The organism is Sphingobacterium sp. 2149, from assembly GCF_031455655.1.
Lineage (GTDB): Bacteria > Bacteroidota > Bacteroidia > Sphingobacteriales > Sphingobacteriaceae > Sphingobacterium.
The window spans coordinates 67,301-89,676 of record NZ_JAVDTD010000011.1 but is presented as its reverse complement, the minus strand read 5'-3'; the positions used below and the strand labels follow the sequence as shown (position 1 = coordinate 89,676).

General features: G+C 40.1%; 22 protein-coding genes. 7 read left to right on the top strand and 15 right to left on the bottom strand.

The window, feature by feature from the left end; genetic code table 11:
• Window positions 1-7: 7 nt before the first annotated feature.
• From J2X77_RS16505 to J2X77_RS16495, 3 genes are read right to left on the bottom strand one after another with little or no spacing between them, the layout of a single operon-like run.
• The gene (locus tag J2X77_RS16505) at window positions 8-799 is read right to left on the bottom strand and encodes a DUF3298 domain-containing protein (protein WP_310081636.1); all 792 of its coding nucleotides are present in this window, start codon (window positions 797-799) and stop codon (window positions 8-10) included.
• A gap of 21 nt (window positions 800-820) precedes the next feature.
• Window positions 821-1,273 carry a GNAT family N-acetyltransferase gene (locus J2X77_RS16500; protein WP_293886402.1) on the bottom strand — a complete coding sequence of 151 codons (453 nt, stop codon included), beginning with the start codon at window positions 1,271-1,273 and terminating at the stop codon, window positions 821-823.
• A complete protein-coding gene (locus tag J2X77_RS16495) occupies window positions 1,266-1,958 on the bottom strand; it encodes a YggS family pyridoxal phosphate-dependent enzyme (protein WP_310081634.1) in 693 nt (230 codons plus the stop codon). Before J2X77_RS16495 ends, J2X77_RS16500 begins: the two co-directional genes overlap by 8 nt.
• Before the next feature lie 73 nt (window positions 1,959-2,031).
• Here J2X77_RS16495 and J2X77_RS16490 point away from each other — a divergent pair, with 73 nt between their 5' ends.
• Window positions 2,032-2,778 (top strand): DUF4296 domain-containing protein, encoded by a 747-nt coding sequence (locus tag J2X77_RS16490; RefSeq protein ID WP_310081632.1) that lies wholly within the window; start codon window positions 2,032-2,034, stop codon window positions 2,776-2,778.
• A gap of 22 nt (window positions 2,779-2,800) precedes the next feature.
• Window positions 2,801-5,170: an endonuclease MutS2 gene (locus J2X77_RS16485; protein ID WP_209580659.1), complete on the top strand. Its 2,370-nt coding sequence runs from the start codon at window positions 2,801-2,803 to the stop codon at window positions 5,168-5,170.
• Window positions 5,171-5,289: 119 nt separating this feature from the next.
• On the opposite strand, the gene J2X77_RS16480 is transcribed toward J2X77_RS16485, so the two are convergent.
• The 9 genes from J2X77_RS16480 to J2X77_RS16440 form a co-directional block, all read right to left on the bottom strand.
• Window positions 5,290-5,625: a hypothetical protein gene (locus tag J2X77_RS16480; protein WP_293886405.1), complete on the bottom strand. Its 336-nt coding sequence runs from the start codon at window positions 5,623-5,625 to the stop codon at window positions 5,290-5,292.
• A 10-nt stretch (window positions 5,626-5,635) separates the two neighbouring features.
• Window positions 5,636-5,881, bottom strand: a complete 246-nt coding sequence (locus tag J2X77_RS16475) for a hypothetical protein (RefSeq protein ID WP_209580661.1) — start codon at window positions 5,879-5,881, stop codon at window positions 5,636-5,638.
• A 102-nt stretch (window positions 5,882-5,983) separates the two neighbouring features.
• Entirely contained in the window at window positions 5,984-7,315 is a 1,332-nt protein-coding gene (gene gdhA, locus J2X77_RS16470) for an NADP-specific glutamate dehydrogenase (RefSeq protein WP_209580668.1), read from the bottom strand.
• Between the two features lie 529 nt (window positions 7,316-7,844).
• Complete coding sequence (locus J2X77_RS16465; protein ID WP_209580669.1) at window positions 7,845-9,089, bottom strand: sulfate adenylyltransferase subunit 1; 1,245 nt, start codon at window positions 9,087-9,089, stop codon at window positions 7,845-7,847.
• A 35-nt stretch (window positions 9,090-9,124) separates the two neighbouring features.
• The gene (gene cysD, locus J2X77_RS16460; RefSeq protein ID WP_209580670.1) at window positions 9,125-10,015 is read right to left on the bottom strand and encodes a sulfate adenylyltransferase subunit CysD; all 891 of its coding nucleotides are present in this window, start codon (window positions 10,013-10,015) and stop codon (window positions 9,125-9,127) included.
• A 54-nt stretch (window positions 10,016-10,069) separates the two neighbouring features.
• On the bottom strand, window positions 10,070-10,771 hold the full coding sequence (locus J2X77_RS16455) for a phosphoadenylyl-sulfate reductase (protein ID WP_310081628.1): 702 nt from the start codon (window positions 10,769-10,771) through the stop codon (window positions 10,070-10,072).
• Window positions 10,761-11,339 (bottom strand): bifunctional precorrin-2 dehydrogenase/sirohydrochlorin ferrochelatase, encoded by a 579-nt coding sequence (locus J2X77_RS16450; protein ID WP_209580672.1) that lies wholly within the window; start codon window positions 11,337-11,339, stop codon window positions 10,761-10,763. Before J2X77_RS16450 ends, J2X77_RS16455 begins: the two co-directional genes overlap by 11 nt.
• A gap of 2 nt (window positions 11,340-11,341) precedes the next feature.
• The gene (cobA, locus tag J2X77_RS16445; RefSeq protein ID WP_209580673.1) at window positions 11,342-12,100 is read right to left on the bottom strand and encodes a uroporphyrinogen-III C-methyltransferase; all 759 of its coding nucleotides are present in this window, start codon (window positions 12,098-12,100) and stop codon (window positions 11,342-11,344) included.
• A 12-nt stretch (window positions 12,101-12,112) separates the two neighbouring features.
• On the bottom strand, window positions 12,113-14,218 hold the full coding sequence (locus J2X77_RS16440; protein WP_209580674.1) for a HEPN domain-containing protein: 2,106 nt from the start codon (window positions 14,216-14,218) through the stop codon (window positions 12,113-12,115).
• Window positions 14,219-14,366: 148 nt separating this feature from the next.
• Here J2X77_RS16440 and J2X77_RS16435 point away from each other — a divergent pair, with 148 nt between their 5' ends.
• Genes J2X77_RS16435 through J2X77_RS16420 form a run of 4 tightly spaced genes read left to right on the top strand, consistent with a single transcriptional unit; the run spans window position 14,367 to window position 17,844 of the window.
• Complete coding sequence (locus J2X77_RS16435) at window positions 14,367-15,335, top strand: substrate-binding domain-containing protein (RefSeq protein WP_310081626.1); 969 nt, start codon at window positions 14,367-14,369, stop codon at window positions 15,333-15,335.
• A 1-nt stretch (window position 15,336) separates the two neighbouring features.
• Window positions 15,337-16,233 (top strand): phosphate ABC transporter permease subunit PstC, encoded by an 897-nt coding sequence (pstC, locus tag J2X77_RS16430; RefSeq protein ID WP_209580678.1) that lies wholly within the window; start codon window positions 15,337-15,339, stop codon window positions 16,231-16,233.
• Complete coding sequence (locus tag J2X77_RS16425) at window positions 16,226-17,077, top strand: PstA family ABC transporter permease (protein ID WP_209580680.1); 852 nt, start codon at window positions 16,226-16,228, stop codon at window positions 17,075-17,077. The genes pstC and J2X77_RS16425 overlap by 8 nt, the downstream gene beginning before the upstream one ends.
• On the top strand, window positions 17,035-17,844 hold the full coding sequence (locus J2X77_RS16420; protein WP_209580682.1) for a phosphate ABC transporter ATP-binding protein: 810 nt from the start codon (window positions 17,035-17,037) through the stop codon (window positions 17,842-17,844). Before J2X77_RS16425 ends, J2X77_RS16420 begins: the two co-directional genes overlap by 43 nt.
• Window positions 17,845-17,949: 105 nt before the next feature.
• Here J2X77_RS16420 and bshB1 read toward each other — a convergent pair whose 3' ends face one another.
• The 3 genes from bshB1 to J2X77_RS16405 form a co-directional block, all read right to left on the bottom strand.
• Entirely contained in the window at window positions 17,950-18,681 is a 732-nt protein-coding gene (gene bshB1, locus J2X77_RS16415; protein WP_209580684.1) for a bacillithiol biosynthesis deacetylase BshB1, read from the bottom strand.
• A 125-nt stretch (window positions 18,682-18,806) separates the two neighbouring features.
• Window positions 18,807-19,298 (bottom strand): glutathione peroxidase, encoded by a 492-nt coding sequence (locus J2X77_RS16410; protein ID WP_209580686.1) that lies wholly within the window; start codon window positions 19,296-19,298, stop codon window positions 18,807-18,809.
• Window positions 19,299-19,317: 19 nt separating this feature from the next.
• The gene (locus J2X77_RS16405) at window positions 19,318-19,950 is read right to left on the bottom strand and encodes a DUF4294 domain-containing protein (protein WP_209580688.1); all 633 of its coding nucleotides are present in this window, start codon (window positions 19,948-19,950) and stop codon (window positions 19,318-19,320) included.
• Window positions 19,951-20,101: 151 nt separating this feature from the next.
• Between J2X77_RS16405 and J2X77_RS16400 the strand changes: the two genes are divergently transcribed.
• Window positions 20,102-22,321: a bifunctional (p)ppGpp synthetase/guanosine-3',5'-bis(diphosphate) 3'-pyrophosphohydrolase gene (locus J2X77_RS16400; protein ID WP_209580690.1), complete on the top strand. Its 2,220-nt coding sequence runs from the start codon at window positions 20,102-20,104 to the stop codon at window positions 22,319-22,321.
• The last annotated feature ends 55 nt before the right edge of the window (window positions 22,322-22,376 follow it).

The following is a 22,376-nucleotide window of genomic DNA, read 5'->3' as shown; positions in this document are numbered from 1 at the left end:
TTGATTGCTATTTAATACTATGAATGTACTGTAATCCTTTGTCTGAAATCAAATGCCTGAAAGCAGCGTAAGGAATGCGCAATTCAGTCATCCCTTCAGCATAGGATTTGATTTCATAAACATTGTAATGAAATAGGATGTCGTCTTTTTCGAACGTAAAATTATCTGCGAGCGAAAACTTACCGTCTTCAAAAAAATACTTTCCATTTAATAGATCATCGCTACTTAACCCTTCTTGTTTGCGGAAATATTGCTCAGCAATTTTGACAAACTTATCTTTATTTTGTGTTTGAATAATGTCATCAATGACAATCTGTTTGTTTGACTGTCTATCGAAATTTGAATAAAAGGTAAAGTGGTCACCATGCGCACCGCCCGTATACTCTTCTTGTTGGGTTCTAATACCCAGAAAAACTGGCGTATTGGCGATCACATCGACCTGTAGCTCCCGGTTCCAAGTTGCCGTAGATCTGCCGTTATTATCCTCTACATATTCATTGTAAGCATTAATAAAACGATGGGCAGCCTCCTGCATACTGGTATCGCCTTCGAGATGAACAATATCGGTAATGAGATCATTGATCTTATCTTCCGCAAAAACAGGATATTTTGCGCGAAAATACGTCGTGTCCAGTCGATTTTCTTCCTTTAGAAAATAATTGCTATGCTCGTCTATGCTTTTTTTACTATAGGAGAGTGTATCTGCAAGTTGAATACCATCAGCAGGTGCACTTTGGCCATTGCAAGCGTAAAACAGATAGCTGATAACTAAAATTTTTAAGGAAAAATGAAACCGCATTGAACTGATTATCTCCGTTATTTAATAAGTAATGGATACATTGAGCCATCCGGCATCAAAGTCCGCTTTATATTTTTCATAAAACTTAATGGCCGGTTCATTCCAGTCTAAGACCTGCCATACCATGCCATGGTAACCGCACTGTTTGCCGTAGGCCAGCGTCTGATCGAAAAGTAGTTTTCCAATTCCTGATCCGCGCATATTTTCTGTCACAATTAAATCTTCCAAATAGAGTCTTCGGCCTTTCCAGGTTGAATATCTGGTATAATATAATGAAATGCCGACAATTTCGCCCGCTACTTCTGCGACAAATGCACCCCAGACAGGAGATTTTCCAAATCCCGCATCCTCAAACTCCGATAATGAGACCGTGACCTCATCGGGTGCTTTTTCGAAGATGGCCAGTTCATTGATCAATTCGAGCATCCGTGGGCAGTCAGATTTAATAGCTTCTCTTATAAGTGGTTTAGTCATTTTTTTTAAAGTGTTTGATTACTCTTTTTCCAAAGATTGTACTTCCTATACGGACCATCGTGGAACCTTCGCCTATCGCCAATTTATAGTCGGAGGACATGCCCATGGAAAGAATGTTGAAATGTTCATCTTTTCTGTAGAAACTTGCTTTGACCCCATCAAACAACATTTTAAGCTCATAGAATTCAGCTTTTATTACTTTCTGGTTATCGGTATTGGAGGCTATCCCCATCAAACCGCAAATACGGATGTTCTTCAATGCGAGAAATTCATCGTCGCGGAGCAGTTCGATGAGTTCAGCATGATCAAAACCAAACTTGGTGTCTTCCTCAGCAATATAAACTTGTAAAAGACAATCTATGGTGCGTTTGGATTTTTGAGCATGTTTGTTAATTTCCTTCAATAATTTGAGCGAATCAACAGATGCAATTAGGCTGATGAAAGGAGCAATATACTTGACCTTATTCGTTTGAAGATGGCCAATCATATGCCACTGAATATCTTTGGGTAAAAGCTCCGCTTTCTCAACCAACTCTTGAACGTGGTTTTCGCCAAAAATACGTTGTCCGGCTTCATAGGCTTCCATGATATCCGAGTTGGATTTTGTCTTCGATACAGCCACAAGTTGTACGCCGACAGCTTCAGTCTCCAATCTTAACGCTTCTAAATTACTAGCAATACTCATTTCCGATATAGTTTTGATGATGTAAAAAGTGCCAAATGTCGGTGCTTTTTGTAAATTTGTACAAAACTACGAAATGCTACGATTAATACTGAATCTACTTGCAGTCATTTTTTTATTTGCTGCCTGTGTACGTACAGGGGGCAAAGATATTATCTCCGAAAGTGAGTTTGTGGATGCACTTACCGAAATTCAATTGACAGATTCATACCTCAATATTTTGCCTATTGATAGCGCGCGCAAAGTCATATTGCCTTTGTACCGAGTTACCTTCGATAAATATGGTTTGGATTCCGTTTCTTTTAAAAAAAATCTGGACTATTATGGAAAGGATGCCGAAGTCATGTCTGCTATTTATAAAAAAGTGGAAGAAAATCTAACGAAAGAAAATAAGTTTTATGCAGATATTGATAGGAGAAAACAAGATTCTATCCGTAGCAGAGACTCGATTGTTAATGTACGTATTCAGGATAGTACCAATCGGGTTATGCGTGCGCAACAAGCTTATCAGGAAAGAATTGACGCACTTATTCATTATATTCCAAATAAGACAAAATTGAGTTTTAGAGAAGCTGCTTCGTCTTTTAATCGCTATTTCCAAATGAGAACCGGTATCAGCGTAGATGGTTATCTTATGAATCAACTAGCTGTAGGCAGTCCAACTTTACCAGTTGATGCGTCTTCGGGCGCAGGGAGTATTTCGGGTAAGGATACTATACGAACACCGAAGGAGGTTCCACTTCGGCAGTTACCAACGACAGAACTGGACAGAGGACCAGTGCTCAGTCCGCCGAGGCAAATGAAGCCTCCGGTAAAACTTTAACCATTCAACGAATATGATTTCTATGGTATATCCATTAAATGCAATAGATAAGCTCGGATTTTCCGAGATAAAAGATAAAATAAGACAAAAATGCTTGAGCGAATCGGGTAGGGATCTGGTAGATAAAATTCAGCCACAGACCCGTTTTGATCAGATTGATCGATTTTTACGGCAGACTAGTGAGTTTAAAGATCTTTTGGTGAATGACAGTGCATTCCCTGTCGAGAATTTTTTTCCACTTCGGTCTATTATCGAAAAAGCTCGGGTAGAGGGAGCTTTTTTGCTAGAAGAGGAGTTCTTTAAAGTATTACTTTCATTAAAGACTGTATACGCTATCATTCGTTATTTTAATGAACGTGAGGGGCTTTATCCCAATCTTGAGATTCTCTTTGAACATTTACCGATAGAGAAAGGCATCATCCGCGATATCGAAATGGTGATCGATGAGCGCGGAAAGCTCAAAAATAATGCTTCGCGATTGCTATTGGAGATCACTCAACAGATTCAAAAGGCTGAGCAAGAAGCTTTAAAGCGCATCAACAGTATCTTTAAAAGTGCGCAGGATAGTGGATGGACCGCCGATGGTAATCTTACCATACGCGATGGAAGGCTTTGTATTCCCATCTTAGCCGAGAATAAAAGGAAGCTTAAAGGTCTGATCCATGATGAATCTGCTACAGGTCAAACGGCTTATATAGAGCCTGAAGAAGTCTTTCAGTTGAATAATAAAATTAGAGATTTAGAATTTGAACGCCGACGAGAAGTTATTCGTATCCTAGTGGAACTGACCGATAAAGTTCGTCCGCACCTTCCGTTGTTGCTTTCTTATCATGGACTACTGACAAAAGTAGATTTTGTACGTGCAAAAGCACTTTTTGCTTTGGACATTGAGGCTGAAATGCCTGAATTGTCCAAAGAAGTGGAGATTAATTTGGTCAATGCTAGGCATCCACTTTTATTATTGAATCACCATCATACTGTTGTGCCGCTGAATATACAAATTGACAATGTCCAGCGTGTTATTGTTGTTTCGGGACCAAATGCAGGGGGTAAATCTGTCTGCATGAAAACAGTAGGCCTATTGCAGATCATGGTGCAATCTGGGCTATTAATTCCTGCTGACCCAACGACGAAAGTGGGCGTTTTTAAGCAGATATTTGCAGATATAGGGGATGATCAATCGATAGAGAGTGATTTAAGTACCTATAGTGCGCATCTCTCGAAGATGAAATATTTTACGGAATTTGCCAATGGGCGTACCTTGGTTTTAATCGATGAGTTTGGAACCGGTACCGATCCTTTGTTTGGTGGACCTATCGCTGAAGCGGTATTAGAATCGCTCAATAAAAAGCAGATTAGAGGCGTAGTGACGACACACTATTCTAATCTGAAGGTATTTGCGAGCAATTCGTCCGGCTTAGAGAATGCTTCGATGTTATTTGACAATCGAGAAATGAAACCAATGTATATCCTGCAGATCGGTAAACCGGGAAGTTCCTATGCATTTGAAATTGCTCAAAAAATTGGCTTAGGCAAGGAAATATTGGCGTCTGCGAAAGGCAAAATTGGTGTGGAGCAAAAGAAAGTAGACAACCTTTTGATTGATCTCGAAAGAGAGAAGAAAGAGGTGTTTGATACCAAAGTTGCGATCACTAAGCGGGAGAAGGAACTTGAGACCCTCAAATCAGAATACCTGGAACTACAAACCTATCTAGAAGAAAATAAAAGAGTCATTCTGAAAAAGGCTAAAGAAGAAGCGCAGCAGATTATAAAGAATTCGAATAAACTCATTGAGAATACGGTTGCTCAAATTAAATCTGCCAAAGCCGATAAAGAAAAAACCCGTGAATTGCGGAGCAACCTAGATCAAGCTCTTCAGGCAGTCCTACCGAAAGAACAACAGGTCACAAAACCTGCAATTAAAGAGCGCGTTGTGGAGTCTGCAGAAATAGCGATCGGGGATTGGGTACAAATTTTGGATAATGGCGCCGAGGCACAGGTGGTAGAAATTGCTAAAAATAATCTTATTCTGGCTATGGGGGAACTGCGTACCGTTCAAAAACGGAAGAATGTGATTAAGCTAGAGGGACGGGAAGGAAAAAAATCTGCAAAAAGTTTATCAAGGTCAACATCTGCGGGTTCGGTGGCGGACTTTAAACCTGAAATTGATCTAAGGGGTATGCGAACGGAGGATGCGCTTCATGAGTTGGAGCGTGTGCTGGATAGGGCGGTGATGATCGGTTATCCGTCGCTAAAGATCATTCATGGAAAGGGTGACGGAATTTTACGCAAATTTATCCGTGATTATCTCCGCAAATATAGTCATGTTAGTCGTTTTGAGGACGAACATCAAGACCGTGGTGGTGATGGTATCACCTACGCTTATTTGTAGACAAAATGAATTGGAGCTCAAAAGGTTGCTATTGTGAGCTCCAATTTTCGTTTAAATTTTTAAAATTTATGTGGTCGTTAGCTGGCGTCGAACGGGAGCTTTCGTCCTGTAAATTGAGCTTACATCGTTTCTTTACCACCAAAGGTTATCAGCACCATACCGGAGATAATGACAAACATACCCAGCACCTGCATCCAGGTCAGCGGACTTTTAAAATACAGTGCCATGGCTAATTGCACGGTCAAGAATGTGCCGCCAGAGCATAGGGCTATAACAATTGGCTGAGATACATTTTTGAATAATTGTACCAGGAACCAGCTTGCAGAAAGCAGAATAATATTTCCGACAATCAATGTTGTCCATTTATATTTTGGATGAATTCCACCGAGTTTAAATAGGATGGACGAAATAATTTGGCAGGCCCAAAATGCAGTAAAATAGATATAATTCAACATAAATTAGCTGTTATTCGTATCGGCTGTAAGCGTTGTTAAAAGACTGGCGCATCAAGGCGAATTGATTAATTACAGTTTTCATAAATTCTTCATCGAGTAAATCAAATACGCCGTTTACACCACCAATAATATCCACTTCAGCAATTTTATAGGATTGCTCCAAATTCCCCTGTTCAAACTTAATAATAAATTTTTGGTTCATGCCAAATATTGAAATCTTGCAATCGGGATGGGGAAGTTCAGCTATTAGTCTCATGGAATTCTCTAGTTTTTAAATTTAGCATAAAAGTATAAAAAAAACGCCCAAATGCAATGCATTTGAGCGCTCAGGATTATGATATGATTAGAAAAAGGCTTTTTAGACGATACCTTGGGCTTTCATGGCGTTTGCGACTTTGATAAAGCCTCCAATATTGGCACCTTTTAAGTAATTTACAAATTCACTTTCCTTACCATATTTTAAACAGGTTTCGTGGATACTCTCCATAATGGTTTTTAAGCGATTGTCAACCTCTTCGGTACACCATTGTGTACGGATGGAGTTTTGGGACATTTCCAAACCGCTCACGGCAACACCACCAGCATTCGCTGCTTTACCTGGGGCGAAGCTGATTTTTGCATCTAGAAATACTTTAATAGCTTCAGCTGTGGAAGGCATATTAGCCCCTTCGGCTACACAGATACATCCGTTTGCCACAAGCATTTTGGCATCGGATTCATCCAATTCATTTTGCGTTGCACAAGGTAATGCAATATCGCATTTAAATTGCCAAGGCTTTTGGCCTGGGAAGAACTGGGCATTCGGGTATTTGGATGGATATTGATCCAAACTTCTTCCTAATGTAGCTCCAAAGGCCATTTTTTCGGCATCAAAACCATCCGGATCATGTAATGTTCCTAAACTGTTTGATACTGTGATCACTTTAGCCCCAAGCTGCAATGCTTTTTCAACCGCGTAGAATGCCACGTTGCCTGCACCAGAAACAGTCGCTACTTTACCTTTCAATGATTTTCCCTGATGCTTGAAAATACAGTCAACAAAATACAATAAGCCATATCCTGTCGCTTCTGGACGTATATAGGAACCGCCCCACAATTCTCCTTTACCCGTAAGAACACCAGTAAAGTTATTTTGTAAACGTTTAAATTGACCGAATAAATAACCTATTTCACGTCCTCCGACACCAATATCTCCGGCAGGAACATCGGTGTCCGCACCAATATGACGATAGAGCTCGGTCATGAAACTCTGACAAAAACGCATGATTTCATTATCCGATTTTCCTTTGGGATCAAAATCGGATCCGCCTTTGCCACCACCAATCGGCAACCCGGTCAAGCTATTTTTAAATACCTGTTCAAAAGCAAGAAATTTAAGGATACTCTGGTTAACAGAAGGGGCGAAGCGAAGGCCGCCTTTATAAGGACCAATAGCACTGTTCATTTGAACACGGTATCCGCGATTAACTTGTACTTGATGGTTATCGTCCAACCAAGTTACCCGGAAAGATATAATACGCTCGGGTTCAGTAAGCCTTTCAAGAATCTTTTGTTCGAAAAATTCAGGATGGTGTTCTGTAATATAAGGAAATAGGTCCTCGGTAACTTCTTTTACAGCTTGCAAGAATTCTGGTTCATTTGGATTTCGTTTCTCAACGATCGAGATAAACTCGTTATAATTTTTTGACATGTTTAATTAGTAAAATTTCCCTTTGGCTGGCACTAATTTATGTATTTTTTAACGAATAACCAATATTTGTTAATTATTTACAAATAATAATCTATTCTAATGAAATTTAACTTTTTGATTTTTTATATGGAATTATAGAATTTCTGGCGAAGTGTGTGCATAACAGTCCGTTTGCCGTATATTATTCGAATCTACAGGCATATGAAAGAAAAAAATTCACTCTTGATAAAATAGCTGAAATTCTGGTATCTAATATGTTAAATATCTCAATATAATCGTTTATTTCTGGCAATTTTTTAACATGAGGCTGTCGATTCTTAAATATAGTAATTGAGAATCCTTATATATTGATTAATTATAATTTATATTATGTTAAATAGATAGTTTTAATCTACCCCTTTTGTTGTCTTAACCACTCGCTATTGATATCCACTATCATTATCCCGATTGTCTAAAACAAAAAGGAACTCAGCTATTTCTGAGTTCCTTAAAAAAATATTTAGGTTGAATATTTGCGATGAATACGATATTAATCGACGGCTTGAATCATTAAGGCGCCTACGGTTAAATTTGTCCTCGGATCAATAACGATGGCCTGAGAATTCTCGGAGTTTTCTTCCTGTAAATCGAATACGAGGTTTTCAGCAGATTTAATTGTGATTCGTCCAATGTCATTCAGCCTGATGATTTCATTGTACACTTTTTCCTGTGTATTGATGTCAAACTTATACAGCACATCAACGATCTTTATTTTGGTCAATTTACTGTGACTTTGTACAAGATATATTTGATCTGTGTCTAATGGTTTGTTGTCAAACCAGCATACATTTGCCTGGATATTGCGTTCGAACTTTGGTGGATTTTCAACACTTGCTATGGTATCACCACGGCTGATGTCTACATCATCACTGAGATGGATAATGACCGACTGGCCATTTTCAGCCCGTTGAAGCTGCTGTCCATTGAATTCAATCGCTTTAACCGTGCTATATGTTTCTGCTGGATAAACAATGACTTGATCTCCAATCGTTAATCCTTCTCCTAATACCCGTCCCGCATATCCCCTATAGTCATGTAAATCATCCGTTTGCGGACGTACAACCCACTGGACAGGAAATCTCCAATTTGCCGCCTCATTTTCATGTATTTCCACGTGTTCGAGGTAATTCAACAGCGATTCACCTATATACCAAGGCATCCGTTCAGACTTATGGACAATATTATCCCCCTTCAATGCTGAAACTGGTATAAAATCAACATCTTTAAGCCCGAGGTTTACCGCCAACGCCAAATAGTCGCTTTTGATCTGCTCATAGATTGCTGCGCTGTAATCAACCATGTCCATCTTATTGACACAGACAAGTACTTGCTTCATTGCAAGTAATTTAGCAATAAAAGAATGGCGTTTTGTCTGTTCAATTACACCCTTTCTCGCGTCGATCAAGATGATGATCAAATCTGAGTTGGATGCGCCTGTGACCATATTCCTGGTATATTGAATATGTCCTGGAGCATCTGCTATAATATACTTTCTGTGATCTGTTTGAAAGTATTTATAAGCAACATCAATGGTAATTCCTTGCTCACGTTCGGCTTTAAGTCCATCCGTTAATATAGCCAGATCTACCGTACCGTCATCATTTTTGCGGTTCGCACGTTGTATCGCTTCCAGTTGGTCGTCCAGAATCGAGTTGGTATCGTATAATAATCGGCCGATTAGGGTGCTTTTACCATCATCTACAGAACCGGCTGTAATAAATTTCAATATATTCATTGTTGTCAATCTCAGGTATTTGATTTGAAATAGGGTTAAAAGTATCCTTGTTTTTTACGCTCTTCCATAGCAGCTTCAGATACTTTATCATCCATACGGGCTCCACGTTCACTCACGGTTGATGCTTTGATCTCAGCGATAATATCGTCCAGTTCTGTAGCGGTTGAATCCACTGCAGCAGTACAGGTCATGTCGCCAACCGTTCTGAAACGTACAGATTTCCGCTGAATAATTTCATCGGCGTCAATATTGAGAAATGGAGCCGCTGCCATCAACTGCCCATTACGCGTAATGACTTCCCGCTCATGACTGAAATAGATAGATGGCAAGGCAATTTGCTCACGCTTAATATAATTCCAAACATCCAATTCGGTCCAGTTGGAAATTGGGAAAACACGTACATTTTCACCTTTGTTTATCTTGCCGTTGAAAATGCTCCATAGTTCGGGTCGCTGTCTTTTGGGATCCCACTGGCCAAACTCGTCCCGTACAGAAAAGATACGTTCTTTAGCACGCGCTTTCTCTTCATCTCTACGTGCCCCTCCGATGCAAGCATCAAAACCATGCTTCGAAATCGTATCGAGTAACGTTACAGTCTGCAAAGCGTTACGGCTTGCATTTTTACCTGTCTGCTCAACCACTTTTCCTTGGTCTATACTATCCTGAACATAGCCGACAATGAGCTTCTCCCCGATGTCTTCAATCAATGAATCTCTGAAAGTAATGGTTTCGGGAAAATTGTGCCCTGTATCGATATGAACCAATGGAAATGGAAATTTACCTGGTCTGAACGCTTTTTTTGCTAGGTGGACAAGCGTAATCGAGTCTTTACCACCCGAAAATAAGAGTGCAGGCTTTTCAAATTGGCCAGCTACCTCCCTTAATATATATATTGCTTCCGCTTCTAAATGATCTAAATAGTCCATTCTCTGAAAATAATAAAATTTAAATTAATGAATTTGGGTTTAACTGTAGTTTTGTTAAGATTTAACAGCGTGCAAACCGCATTCTTTTTTACTTTGATCTTCCCACCACCATCGGCCGGCACGGAAATCTTCTCCCTCTTGTATCGCTCGGGTACAGGGCTGACAACCAATACTCGGAAAACCTTTGTCGTGTAATACATTGTATGGGATATAGTGTTCCTTACAGTACTTTTTTACCTCTTCAAAAGTCCAGTCAAACAAAGGATGTATTTTGATAATTTGGTTTACCTCATCGTATTCGATAAAGTCCATGTCATGTCTATTGGTAGACTGGTCCGAACGTATCCCTGTTATCCAAACTTTCTTTCCGCTGACTGCACGTTGCAGCGGCTCAATTTTTCTGATTCTACAACACTCTTTGCGGTTTTCTACCGATTCATAAAATGAATTTGGCCCCTTCTTGCTGATAAAATCTTCCAATAACGTGTTATTAGGACTGTACGTTTTAATCTGCAATGGATAACGCTCCAGTGTACGGCTCCATAACGAATAGGTTTCCTTAAACAGTCGGCCGGTATCCAATGTAAATAGTTGAATATCCAGATTATTTTTACCGATCCATTCCGTGATGATCTGATCCTCTATGCCGAACGAGGTTGAGAAAATGACTTCATTAGGAAACAACGAAGTCACGGTCTGCAGGAGCTCCACTCCTTTTTTATCTCCAATAATTTCTTTAAGTTCCTTAACGTTCATGGCGTAATATATCTTTTGTATGCTCGTTCAACTTCTTTACTTTAAATTCGAAGTCCCCTTTGAGCTGATCCCGATAAGTGCTCATGAGTGACAATGTTTCGTCTATTTCCTCCGGTAACAGGTCATTTAGCAACTCTTTGAGGCGCTTAGCTATCGTTGGTGACTTCCCGTTTGTGGAAATGGCGATTTTCAGATTTCCTTTTTTTACAATAGATCCGAGATAGAAATCACACAATTCAGGTTTGTCTGCTGCATTGAACAATATATTCTGTTCGGATGTTAAACTTCGGAGTTGATCATTGAGTTCCATATTGTTGGTTGCTGCAATGACCAGCTGTTTGTTCATCATATCATCTGAGGCGAACGGGCGGACGTGTAGATCAATCTGCGGATACTTTTTTAATAACTCCGCAAATTCTGGTATAATTTCCATAGCTACAATGGTCAGATTCAATGTTTTGTCATTGGATGCCAAAGCTTCAAATTTCTCCAGTGCAACTTTTCCTCCCCCGACAAGCAGGGTGTGGATCTGATTAAGTTTAACGAATATGGGAAAGAGTTGGTTCATGACTACAATGCTAATGCTTTTTCTTTAATTTCATGAAATGAACGGTGTTTAGCGACAACATCACCGATTACGATGATGGCAGGAACTCCTACTCTTTTCTCTACCGATTCATCAAGAATATTGTCTATCGTGCCAAGTACAACCTTTTCATTCGGTAACGAACCGTTTTGAATCAGTGCGATAGGTAAGTTATGTAGATTTCTTTCGCGGTAAATGGCTACGATTTCAGCCAGTTTACCATACCCCATCAAAATGACTACCGTAGCTTTGGATTCCGCGGCCAAATAAAGATCCGATGACAATGAGCCGTCTGACTTTGAGCCCGTTATGACCCAGAAGCTTTCACTAATTCCACGGTAAGTCAGCGGAAGTTGCTGCAATCCAGTTAGTCCAATGGCAGATGAGATCCCGGGGATCACTGCTGTTTCAATACCAAATTGCTGGACATAGTCAATTTCTTCCCCGCCACGACCGAAAACAAAGGGATCGCCACCTTTTAAGCGGACAACATGTCCATAATTTAACGCATAATCTACCAATAGACGATTTATTTCATCCTGAGAGGTTGATAGTTGTTCAGCACGTTTTCCAACATATATTTTGATACATGCTGTTTGTGCATAGTCCAGCAATTCATCATTTACCAACGCATCATATAAGATGACATCAGCTTTTTGTATGGCTTTGATTCCTTTCAGGCTGATCAATTCCGGATCGCCTGGTCCAGCTCCCACTAAAGTTACTTTTGCTTTTATTGACATTCTATTCCCTCCCTATACCAGTATCGGTGTTAAATTTTTACGTTGATAAACCTCATTGATAAACTTTGTAGCTTCTTTTAGGTATCCTGTTGCAAAGTGGTCGCTCGGTTCATTTTTACTGATCTGTAGTACCAATTCTAGAAAAGTTTTATCGAAACTGTATTCGCCTGTTTCCACAAAGTGAATTTGGAATTCGTTGATGACCGTGTTTTGGGTACTGGCACTGATTCCTTTATCCAACAACAGCGCCTTAGCAGCCTGTACAAAGGCGTTGTAAGCGTGGTAAATCGCATCAGAGAATTTTGACTCTTTAAATGTTTCATTTGCCCACTGCAATTTCTCTTCAGCCTCATAAATTAAGGTAGCAACCAAATCAATGACGACCCCCGCACACTCCCCTACACCGATAGCCGTCTGGAACGTTTCTTCGTGGCCCCAGTCTACAAATTCATCTGCAGCTAGGTTGGTAAGATCCGATAGCGGTTTCAGGAGATTGTAGAAGTAATTTTTGCCTTGTCTGTCATAATAGGCGTGAAAGTTTTCGTTTTCATCCGCATTTTTCTTGTAATCATTTAGCACCCACTCAACTACATGTAATACGCGCTTAGTGGGTACTTTTATGATACGTTCGGCAACTCGACCTTCACCATTACCGATGGTGCCGCCTCCTAGCATCACCTGTGCAGCCGGTACCACCTTACCTTCCGCCTTTACCGAACTCCCATGGAACCCAATATGCGCTAGACCATGTTGTCCGCAGGAATTCATACAGCCTGAAATCTTTATTTTTAGATCCCGATTAAAGACGAAATCCTGATGAAACTCTGCAATGTAGGACTCGATCACGCGTGCCATTTCCGTACTATTCGAGATACCAAGGTTACAGGTGTCGGTACCTGGACATGTCGTTACGTCTGCTGTACTGTCATAACCTGCCTGGGCAAGATCTAAGGATTGAAGCAATTGATAGATATGAGGTAGGGATTTTGCCGTCGCATATTTTAATAATAAGCTTTGGTTTTGTGTGATGCGGATATCGTCTGCAATTAAATCTTTAAGTCCCGCGACGAATGCCCTGGCTTTATCCGTACCAATGTCGCCAGTGGAAACGCGGACATACACCCCGTAGTATCCTTTCTGTTTCTGTTCGAAGGTATTGGTGTTTTTCCAAACCTGATAATTTAAATCGCTATCCAGGTCGAGGGATGACAATTGCTCGTCATTTGGTGCTGCAGGTTGCTCAATCTTATTTCGGTCGATTGGGTAGGTTTTTACCTTTGTTGCAATTTTTTCAGCTTCAATTAAATTGAGCACTTCTTCTAAGCCCAATTTCTGAATAAGGTATTTGAAACGGGCTTTATTACGGTTATTTCTTTCACCATAACGATCAAAGACACGAAGCGTGGCTTCTATATAAGGGATAAGTTCATCTTCCGGTAGGAATTCATTTGTCATGGATGCCAAGAAAGGCTGAGAACCCAGTCCGCCCCCCAACAGCACTTTGAAACCACGCGTTTCAATACCATCAACAAATTTTAATTTTGGAATAAAACCAAGGTCATGAATATAGGAAAACGCGCTATCTTCATCACTCGCAGAAAATGACATTTTGAATTTCCGGCCCATTTCCGCACATACGGGATTGCGCAAAAAATATTCAAAAGTTGCCTGAGCATACGGTGAAACATCAAAAGGTTCTTTAGGATCGATGCCCGAACTTGGCGAAGCCGTGACATTGCGCACGGTATTTCCACATGCTTCCCGTAATGTTATGTCATCTTCAGCTAACTTTGCCCAAAGCTCAGGAGTGCGATCTAGACTTACATAATGTATCTGTATATCTTGGCGTGTTGTAAGGTGCAAATTGCTGCTTGCATATTCATCTGATATTGCTGCAATTTTAAGCAATTGCTTGAACGTAACTTTTCCAAATGGGAGTTTTATACGAACCATTTGTACTCCAGGTTGTCGTTGTCCATATACCCCCCGAGCTAAACGCAACGATCTAAATTTCTCGTCTGCTATCTTGCCTTCGTGGAACAATCGAATTTTTTTCTCAAGTTCGATAATCTCCTTTTCCACGACTGGGTTTTCTAATTCTGTACGAAAGCTTTGCATAAAACTAATAAAATCTATTGATTTGGTATTCTTTTCTTGGTGTCAAATGTAAAAATATTTTTTTAATATTCTATAATATCTACCAAATTAATATATATTTGCCCTATAAAATTTAATATACAAAACCTGTAGACTATTAGGTGTAACGATGAGAAAGTGTTTTATTGTACTTGTTTTAAGCGTTTTAATCATATTGAAATTGACTTCCTGTGCGCCTGAAGTGAAGAATGGATATACGAGAGAGCATGGTTTTGAAGGTAATATTTCGCTATCAGGGGCTTTTGCGCTATATCCCTTGGCTGTAGTATGGAGCGAAGATTTTAAAAAAATACATCCGAATGTTCGATTTAATATTTCTGCCGGTGGCGCCGGCAAGGGCATTGCCGATGTCCTTACTGGAATGGTTGATATTGGGATGGTGTCGAGAGATCTGCATGAGCAGGAAGTAAAAAAAGGAGCTGCTCCAATTATTGTGGCAAAAGATGCTGTCATATGTACAATCAATCCAGCAAACCCTAATTATCCTGCTATCTTGAGGCGTGGTTTGAGCCGTGAAGAACTGTTGAACATTTTTGTTAATAAAAAGTTCAAGACGTGGAAAGAAATTGATCCACGTTTTACGGCGGATCCTATCCATGTGTATGTACGATCAGATGCTGCAGGGGCAGCTGAAACCTGGGCTAAATTTTTGGGAAATAAGCAAGAGGATCTGCAAGGAATAGGAATTTTTGGTGATCCTGGGATTGCTCAAGCGATTAAAGACGATATACATGGTATCGGTTTCAATAATATTAATTATGTCTACAATCTTAAAACTAACAAGGTTTTTGACCGTATAGCTGTTGTTCCTTTAGATATTGATGAAAATGGACGTATCGATGAAAATGAACAGTTTTATGGTACACTACCTGAATTAACAGAGGCCGTAGCCACGGGCAAATATCCGGCTCCCCCTTCAAGGGAGTTAACCTTTGTAACGCGAAACAAGACCGAATCCCTTCTTTTGAAGGAGTTTATTTCTTTTGTGCTTCAGAAAAATGCACAGTCGCAGCTGCTTGAAAATGGTTATGTTCCACTAAATGAAACACTGGTAAAAGAAGAACTTAATAAGTTATAGCATGCTAAATACTCGCCTCGTAAAAGATATCCTCGTTAAGCGGACCACTTTACTCCTGTTGCTAATATCACTCTCAGTTGTGGTAATTATAGCGGTTGGTTTGACGGTCAAATCAATTCCTTTATTTAAATACAGTGATATTTTTCAGCTGTTAGCGGGTAAGCTGTGGTCACCAATGAAAGGGTCTTTTGGCTTTTTGCCATTTATAGCCGGTACGCTTGCTGTTACTTTGATCTCGCTAGTAATTGCAATCCCGTTGTGCATATTAACTGCTGTGTACCTAACAGAGTATGCGTCTGATGCGTTGAAAAACATGATGCTTCCATTGGTCAATATCTTAGCTGCAATTCCACCTGTGCTTTATGGGGTGTGGGGTGTGTTGTTTATCGTGCCGCTGATTCAGCTGTACATTGCACCGGTTTTTGGTGTTGTGACCTCTGGATATTCAGTGCTTGCTGGGGGCATTGTATTGGCTGTGATGATCTTCCCTATCATGATCTCCATTATGGTGGAAGTTCTTCAAACCATTCCTTATGATCTGAAGGCTGCCTCACTATCTTTGGGAGCAACGAAATGGGACACCATCAAACACGTTATACTCAAAAAAGCTAGACCGGGCATTGTTGCTGCCATCGTTTTGTCTACATCCAGAGCTTTTGGTGAAACGATAGCGGTATTAATGGTCTGTGGAAATGTTGCAAAGGTGCCGACTTCGATATTTGATGCGGGGTATCCTATCCCTGCGTTAATTGCCAATAATTTCGGAGAGATGATGTCAATCCCACTTTATGAGTCAGCTCTGATGTTCTCAGCACTGCTTTTATTTGTGATCATATTTATTTTTAATTTAAGTTCCCGTCTCATATTAAGACGACTGGAAGGAGGTCAGCATGGATAATACCAGAAGACGGTTACTGAGCGAAAAAGTAGCGAAAGTTTTTATGCATCTTTCGGGTATAACGGTAACAGCTTCGCTGTTTTTTATAGTCGGCACGATATTGTATAAGGGACTTCCCTATCTCAATTGGGAAATGGTCAGTCAGTTGCCTAAAGGTGGGTTTTACATCGGAAAGGAAGGTGGTATTTTGAATGCTATCTTGGGTTCGCTGTACTTGGCTGGTGTTTCAACTGCGCTGTCTGCGCTGATCGGGATTCCGATTTCGTTATATCTGAATATCTATTTGGGAACGAACTCCAAAATAACACAGTTTTCGAAATTATTGTTCGATGTATTGTATGGCGTCCCTTCAATTGTCTATGGTGCTGTAGGTTTCGGAATTATGGTCTATTTGGGTATTCGGGCTTCCCTATTGGGGGGTATTATTACAGTAACGCTACTGACTATTCCAATTGTGGTACGTACTGTGGACGAGTTGATCAAGACCATTCCAGAAGACCTGAAAAACGTTACCCTTTCATTGGGTACCACCCGCTGGGAATTGGCTAAGGTGATGCTGAGAAGTGTTCGTACAGGCCTACTTACAGCTGTTTTACTAGCCTTTGGTCGTGCCATTGGTGACGTGGCGGGAGTTTTATTGACTACTGGTTTTAGCGATAATCTCCCTAAATATATCGATGAGCCGGCGGCAACATTACCTTTATCTATATTTTTTCAGTTAAGTAGCCCTATCCCCGAGGTACAGGGTCGGGCGTATGCCTCAGCTTTAGTTTTAACAATCATTATCTTAATTATTGTAGTATGCACTCATATCCTTCAATCGAAACAAAAGAATCGCCGATAGTAAATCCCTTGATAGATCCGCATATTGAAATAAAGGATCTTAACGTGTATATTGACGGACGTCATATACTGAAAAATATCAACCTTGCATTGCCAAACAATAGTGTAACTTCCATTATTGGGCCATCGGGATGTGGGAAAACAACGCTTTTAAAAACACTAAATAGGTTGGTAGACGATACTAAGGGGGTTGAAATAACAGGCTCCGTTCTGGTTAACGGCGAGGATATCTATGGTAAGAATGCCGAAGTAACACATATCAGGAAGAAGATGGGGTTGCTTTCACAGAAACCTTATCCATTGCCAATGTCCATTTACGATAATGTCGCCTATGGTCCACGAATACATGGTACCCGAAGTAAGAAAGAGCTGGATAAGATTGTCGAAACTCAATTGCGTAATGTTGCTTTATGGGACGAGGTAAAGGATCGTTTAAGTCACTCCGCTAGCGGATTGTCTATCGGTCAGCAGCAAAGGCTCTGTTTGGCGAGAGGATTAGCTGTGGAACCTGAAATTATCCTTGGGGATGAATCCACATCTGCTTTGGATCCATTGTCGACTGCTAAAATTGAAGAACTACTCATCGAGCTGAAGAAAGATTATACTATCGTGTTGGTGACGCACATCCTACGGCAGGCGCGGCGGGTATCAGACTATATACTTTTTGTCTATGACGGTGAAGTTCTTGAGTTTGGGCCAACAGAACAGGTTTTGTTAAATCCCCAAAATGAAATTACAAAACAGTACGTGAAAGGATTTATATCCTGAGTGTAGCGAATATATTAGCAGGATGAATGATGCGGGATCGTTCTAATTAAAAGATGAATGATCCCACATTTTATTTTGCCACAGTATCAGTTTAACTATAAATCCTTATTTTAGCTGAAAAAGATCATCTACACCCAATATTTTCTTTGATGTAAATCCTTCGGCATATTTCGCCTGGATATAGCGTCCAAATTCGCGTGCCCTCGCAGCTGTTGATTCCATGAAATCGGGATTGGAAATATAGGTCTGCGGTTCATCCGGGTTCACATTTTCTCCGGTATAAAATTGAGTTTTATAGGCGAGTACAGATTTTTCTTTAATAGGATAATAATCCGTTATATCAATGACAACATCAGGTTTGATATAGTAGTCCTGTACAAATTGGAGTACCAATCGGGGGCGGTAAGCTTCTTGAATAATATTGTCCTGGTCGAGAGTTTCCACCCTCCTTAAGCCCGCGAGAAAACAGGCTTCATTGACCATTTGCCCAGCTCTTCCATGGTCTGGGTGGCGATCAGTAATGGCGTTTGTAATGACGATTTCCGGCTGATATTTCCGGATAACTTTTATAACCGCCATTTTTTCCATTTCGGCATTTTCAAAAAAACCATCTCTCAGTCCAAGATTCTCTCTAACGGTTAATCCTAAAATTTCTGCGGCATCTTTTGCCTCCTGAGATCGGGTCTCTGCTGTGCCGCGCGTACCAAGCTCCCCTTGAGTCAAGTCGACAATTCCTACTTTTTTTCCTTCAGCAACATATTTTGCCATCACACCCCCAGCGCCTAGTTCAGCATCATCCGGATGGACAGCAATGACAAGTAGATCTAATTTTAGCATATAAATAATCCTCTATTTAATTTAACTTCCCTTCTTATAGTAAATCATTCCGTTTAACCGATGAGTGGTCTTGGCAATTTAGAATATGCTATAGGAAGCAGCTGCAAAGGTAAGCAGTTTAAAGATTACTCTTGTAAAAGACGTTCAATATTGCGGCAAATTTTACTTGATAATGGCGAAGTAATTGGATAATAGAAGTCTATGACTTCTCCTTTCCTATTTATCAGGTATTTGTGAAAATTCCACAAAGGTTTACTGTTGATATTTCCGTTTTGCTCTTTATTGGAAAGAAAACTGTACAGGGGGGATGTATATTCACCAATAACATGGCTTCGTTTAAAGACAGGGAAACTCACCTGTTGATTGATTCTGCAGAATGTTTCTAGCGTGCCACCAGTTAATGGTTCCTGATTCCGAAAATTATTTGCTGGAAATGCCAGGATCTCGAAGCCTTGATCTTTGTACTTTTGATAGAGTTTTTCGAGCGATTTAAACTGTCTGGTCAATAGACATTGACTAGCGGTATTGACGATGAGCAGTACTTTCCCTTCAAAATCTGCTAGCGATCTTTTTTTACCGTTAAACTGGAGTGCATCGAAGTCGTATACTGTTTTCATCTGGTTTTCGTTTAAGTGTTCACATAACAGGCTGTGTTCTCGACTTTTCGAATTCCCTAATAATATTTTCAATGGCAAAGTCTTCTTTAGGGTCATAAGTCGACTTTAAGTTGTGCCCAAATATTTTTGCAACTCCTTGGTAGAAAAATGCGGAAAGCCCGCCCTTCATTTCTTTTACCATTTCGTAGCCTGTATGTCCGGTATAGCGATCGATCAACTTAATGAGTATTTTGCCTTGAGAAACCGTCATATTTTTGATTTCTCTATCAAACATCTGTTTGACATCGTTTTCACATTTCTCCACTAGGGCTTTTTGTTCTTTTTTGTCCGCCGTCAACGCAAGTTCTCTATCCAGTTGATCATATCTTTTTTGCGCATATATCGCATAAGGCAGAACCTTTAGGACATTTCTTCTAAAGCGAAGATATTCTCTGCGCGCTTCTTCACTCGACCAGGTTCTTTTGGCTACAACGGTGACAGTGGGGATAGGAAACCACGGTAGCACTTCTCCATTTGGCAATGTTGTTGTCAGATAGCTGTTTACGGTCTCCTGAGCTCCTTCTCCATAAAGAGGCAGCGTAAGCGACTGAGACTGTGCCCTGCTGGACAAAGGCCCTGTTAGAAAAAGTAAACAAAACAAAATTGTCTTCATCTGGGCAATTATATAACGCTTTTTAATTTGTCAATGCTATAATATTTTGGTAGATTTATTACAAAATAAGTTAGCTTGAAAATAGTGTTCAAGAATACATTAACTAAATTACACAAATTTACTCAAAAAACATCATTTACCAGTAACGTTTATGAAAGATTATGTGATTGATATTGAAGCAGAAAACAAAGAGATAAGGAAACGTTACCGAGCATTGTTACGCGCTTGTAAACCTACTTTACAGCGTGGGGACAAGCAGGAGATCCGGAAGGCATTTGACTTAGCATTGGATAGCCATAAGGAAATGCGACGCAAATCAGGAGAGCCTTATATCTATCACCCAATTGCTGTTGCCCAGATTGCTGCCGAAGAGATTGGTTTAGGGACAACATCTATAGTATGCGCGTTGCTCCACGATGTAGTTGAAGATACCAATGTAACATTGGATGAAATTGAAGAAATGTTTGGTAAAAAAGTTCGTCGGATTATCGATGGACTGACTAAAATTTCGGGAATTTTTGATCCAAATAGTTCCATGCAGGCGGAGAATTTTAGAAAAATGCTGCTCACGCTTGCAGACGATGTTCGTGTCATTCTTATCAAATTAGCGGATAGGCTGCACAATATGCGCACGATGGAATTTATGGCTCGGGATAAGCAGCTGAAGATTGCTTCGGAAACGAGTTACCTTTATGCGCCATTAGCCCATCGTTTGGGGCTTTACGCAATAAAATCTGAGTTGGAAGATCTCTCGATGAAATATACCGATCCGGATACTTATAAATTTATCGCACGAAAACTCAATGAGAAAAAAGCGGAGCGTGAGCGGTTTATAGGTGATTTTATCGATCCCATCAAAGAGATATTGGAGGAACAAGGAATCAAAGCTTCGGTATTTGGCCGCCCCAAATCAATTCATTCCATATGGAATAAGATGCGGAAAAAATCGATTCCTTTTGAAGAAGTTTATGACCTGTTTGCCATACGTATTGTTATCGATGCTGTAGATGAGAAGGAAAAGACTGAGTGCTGGAAGGTCTACTCGATCGTCACCGATTTGTATCGTCCTAATCCCGACCGGCTTAGGGATTGGATTTCCTCGCCGAAAGGAAATGGTTATGAGTCATTGCATACCACAGTAATGGGGCCTCGAGGGCAGTGGGTGGAAGTTCAGATTCGTACTAAACGAATGAATGAAATTGCCGAAAAGGGGTTTGCGGCACATTGGAAGTACAAAGAATCAAATTCTGATTCCGGTTTGGATCAATGGATCAAAAAGGTACGCGATGTATTAAGCAGTCCAGATCAGAATGCAATGGATTTTGTGGATGATTTTAAAATGAATCTGTTCTCGGATGAGATTTTTATCTTCACTCCGAAAGGAACATTGATACAACTGCCCAACAATGCCACGGCTTTAGATTTTGCATTTGAAATTCACTCAGATATTGGGGCAAGCTGTATTGGAGCTAAAGTAAACCACAAGCTGGTTCCTTTGAGTCATATTCTACAAAATGGGGATCAGGTCGAGATTATTACATCGAGCAAGCAATCTCCTAAGGAGGATTGGTTAAATTTTGTCGTAACTGCAAAAGCCAAATCCAAAATTAGGTCTTCATTAAAAGAAGAAAAGAGAAGAGTTGCGGAAGATGGAAAAGAGATATTGGAACGAAAGTTAAAATCACTCAAAGTGACGTATAACACGGACAATATTAACAAAATTGCCAATTTTCTCAAGTATCCCAGTTCACAAGATCTGTTCTACAATGTTGCCAAGGGAATAGTCGATATGAGGCAATTACGAGAGTATGTTGCGCATGAAAAGGCCGTTGAAGTCAATATAAATAGCTCTTCTGGAAATCAATTTAACGCACATATCGGCGGATTAGTCGAAAAGATCAATAAGAAGGAGTTCGATACGATTTTGATTGGTGATGATATGCAGAAAGTCGATTATACTTTAGCTCCGTGTTGCAACCCTATCCCCGGTGATGATATCTTTGGATTTTTAACGGTTAATGACGGAATAAAGATTCACCGTACGAGCTGTCCAAATGCTTCAAAATTGATGGCAAATTATGGGTACAGAATTTTAAAAGCGCGATGGGCCTCCACAAAGGATTCTGCATTTTTGACCGGTTTGCATATTGTTGGTATCGATGATGTTGGTTTGGTAAATAAACTAACAACTGTGATTTCCCAAGAATTTACGGTCAATATCCGATCATTGTCGATTTCAAGTAATGATGGTATTTTTGATGGTAATATTATGGTGTATGTGAATGATACTGCTCAACTTGAAAGTTTAATGAGAAATTTAAAGCAAGTTAGAGGAATAACAGGTGTTAATCGGTATGAATCGGAAAGCTAGTCTTTAGCATTTGGATTCAAAATCGCTTTTAAGCGCCTACCTTGCCCCTATTTTT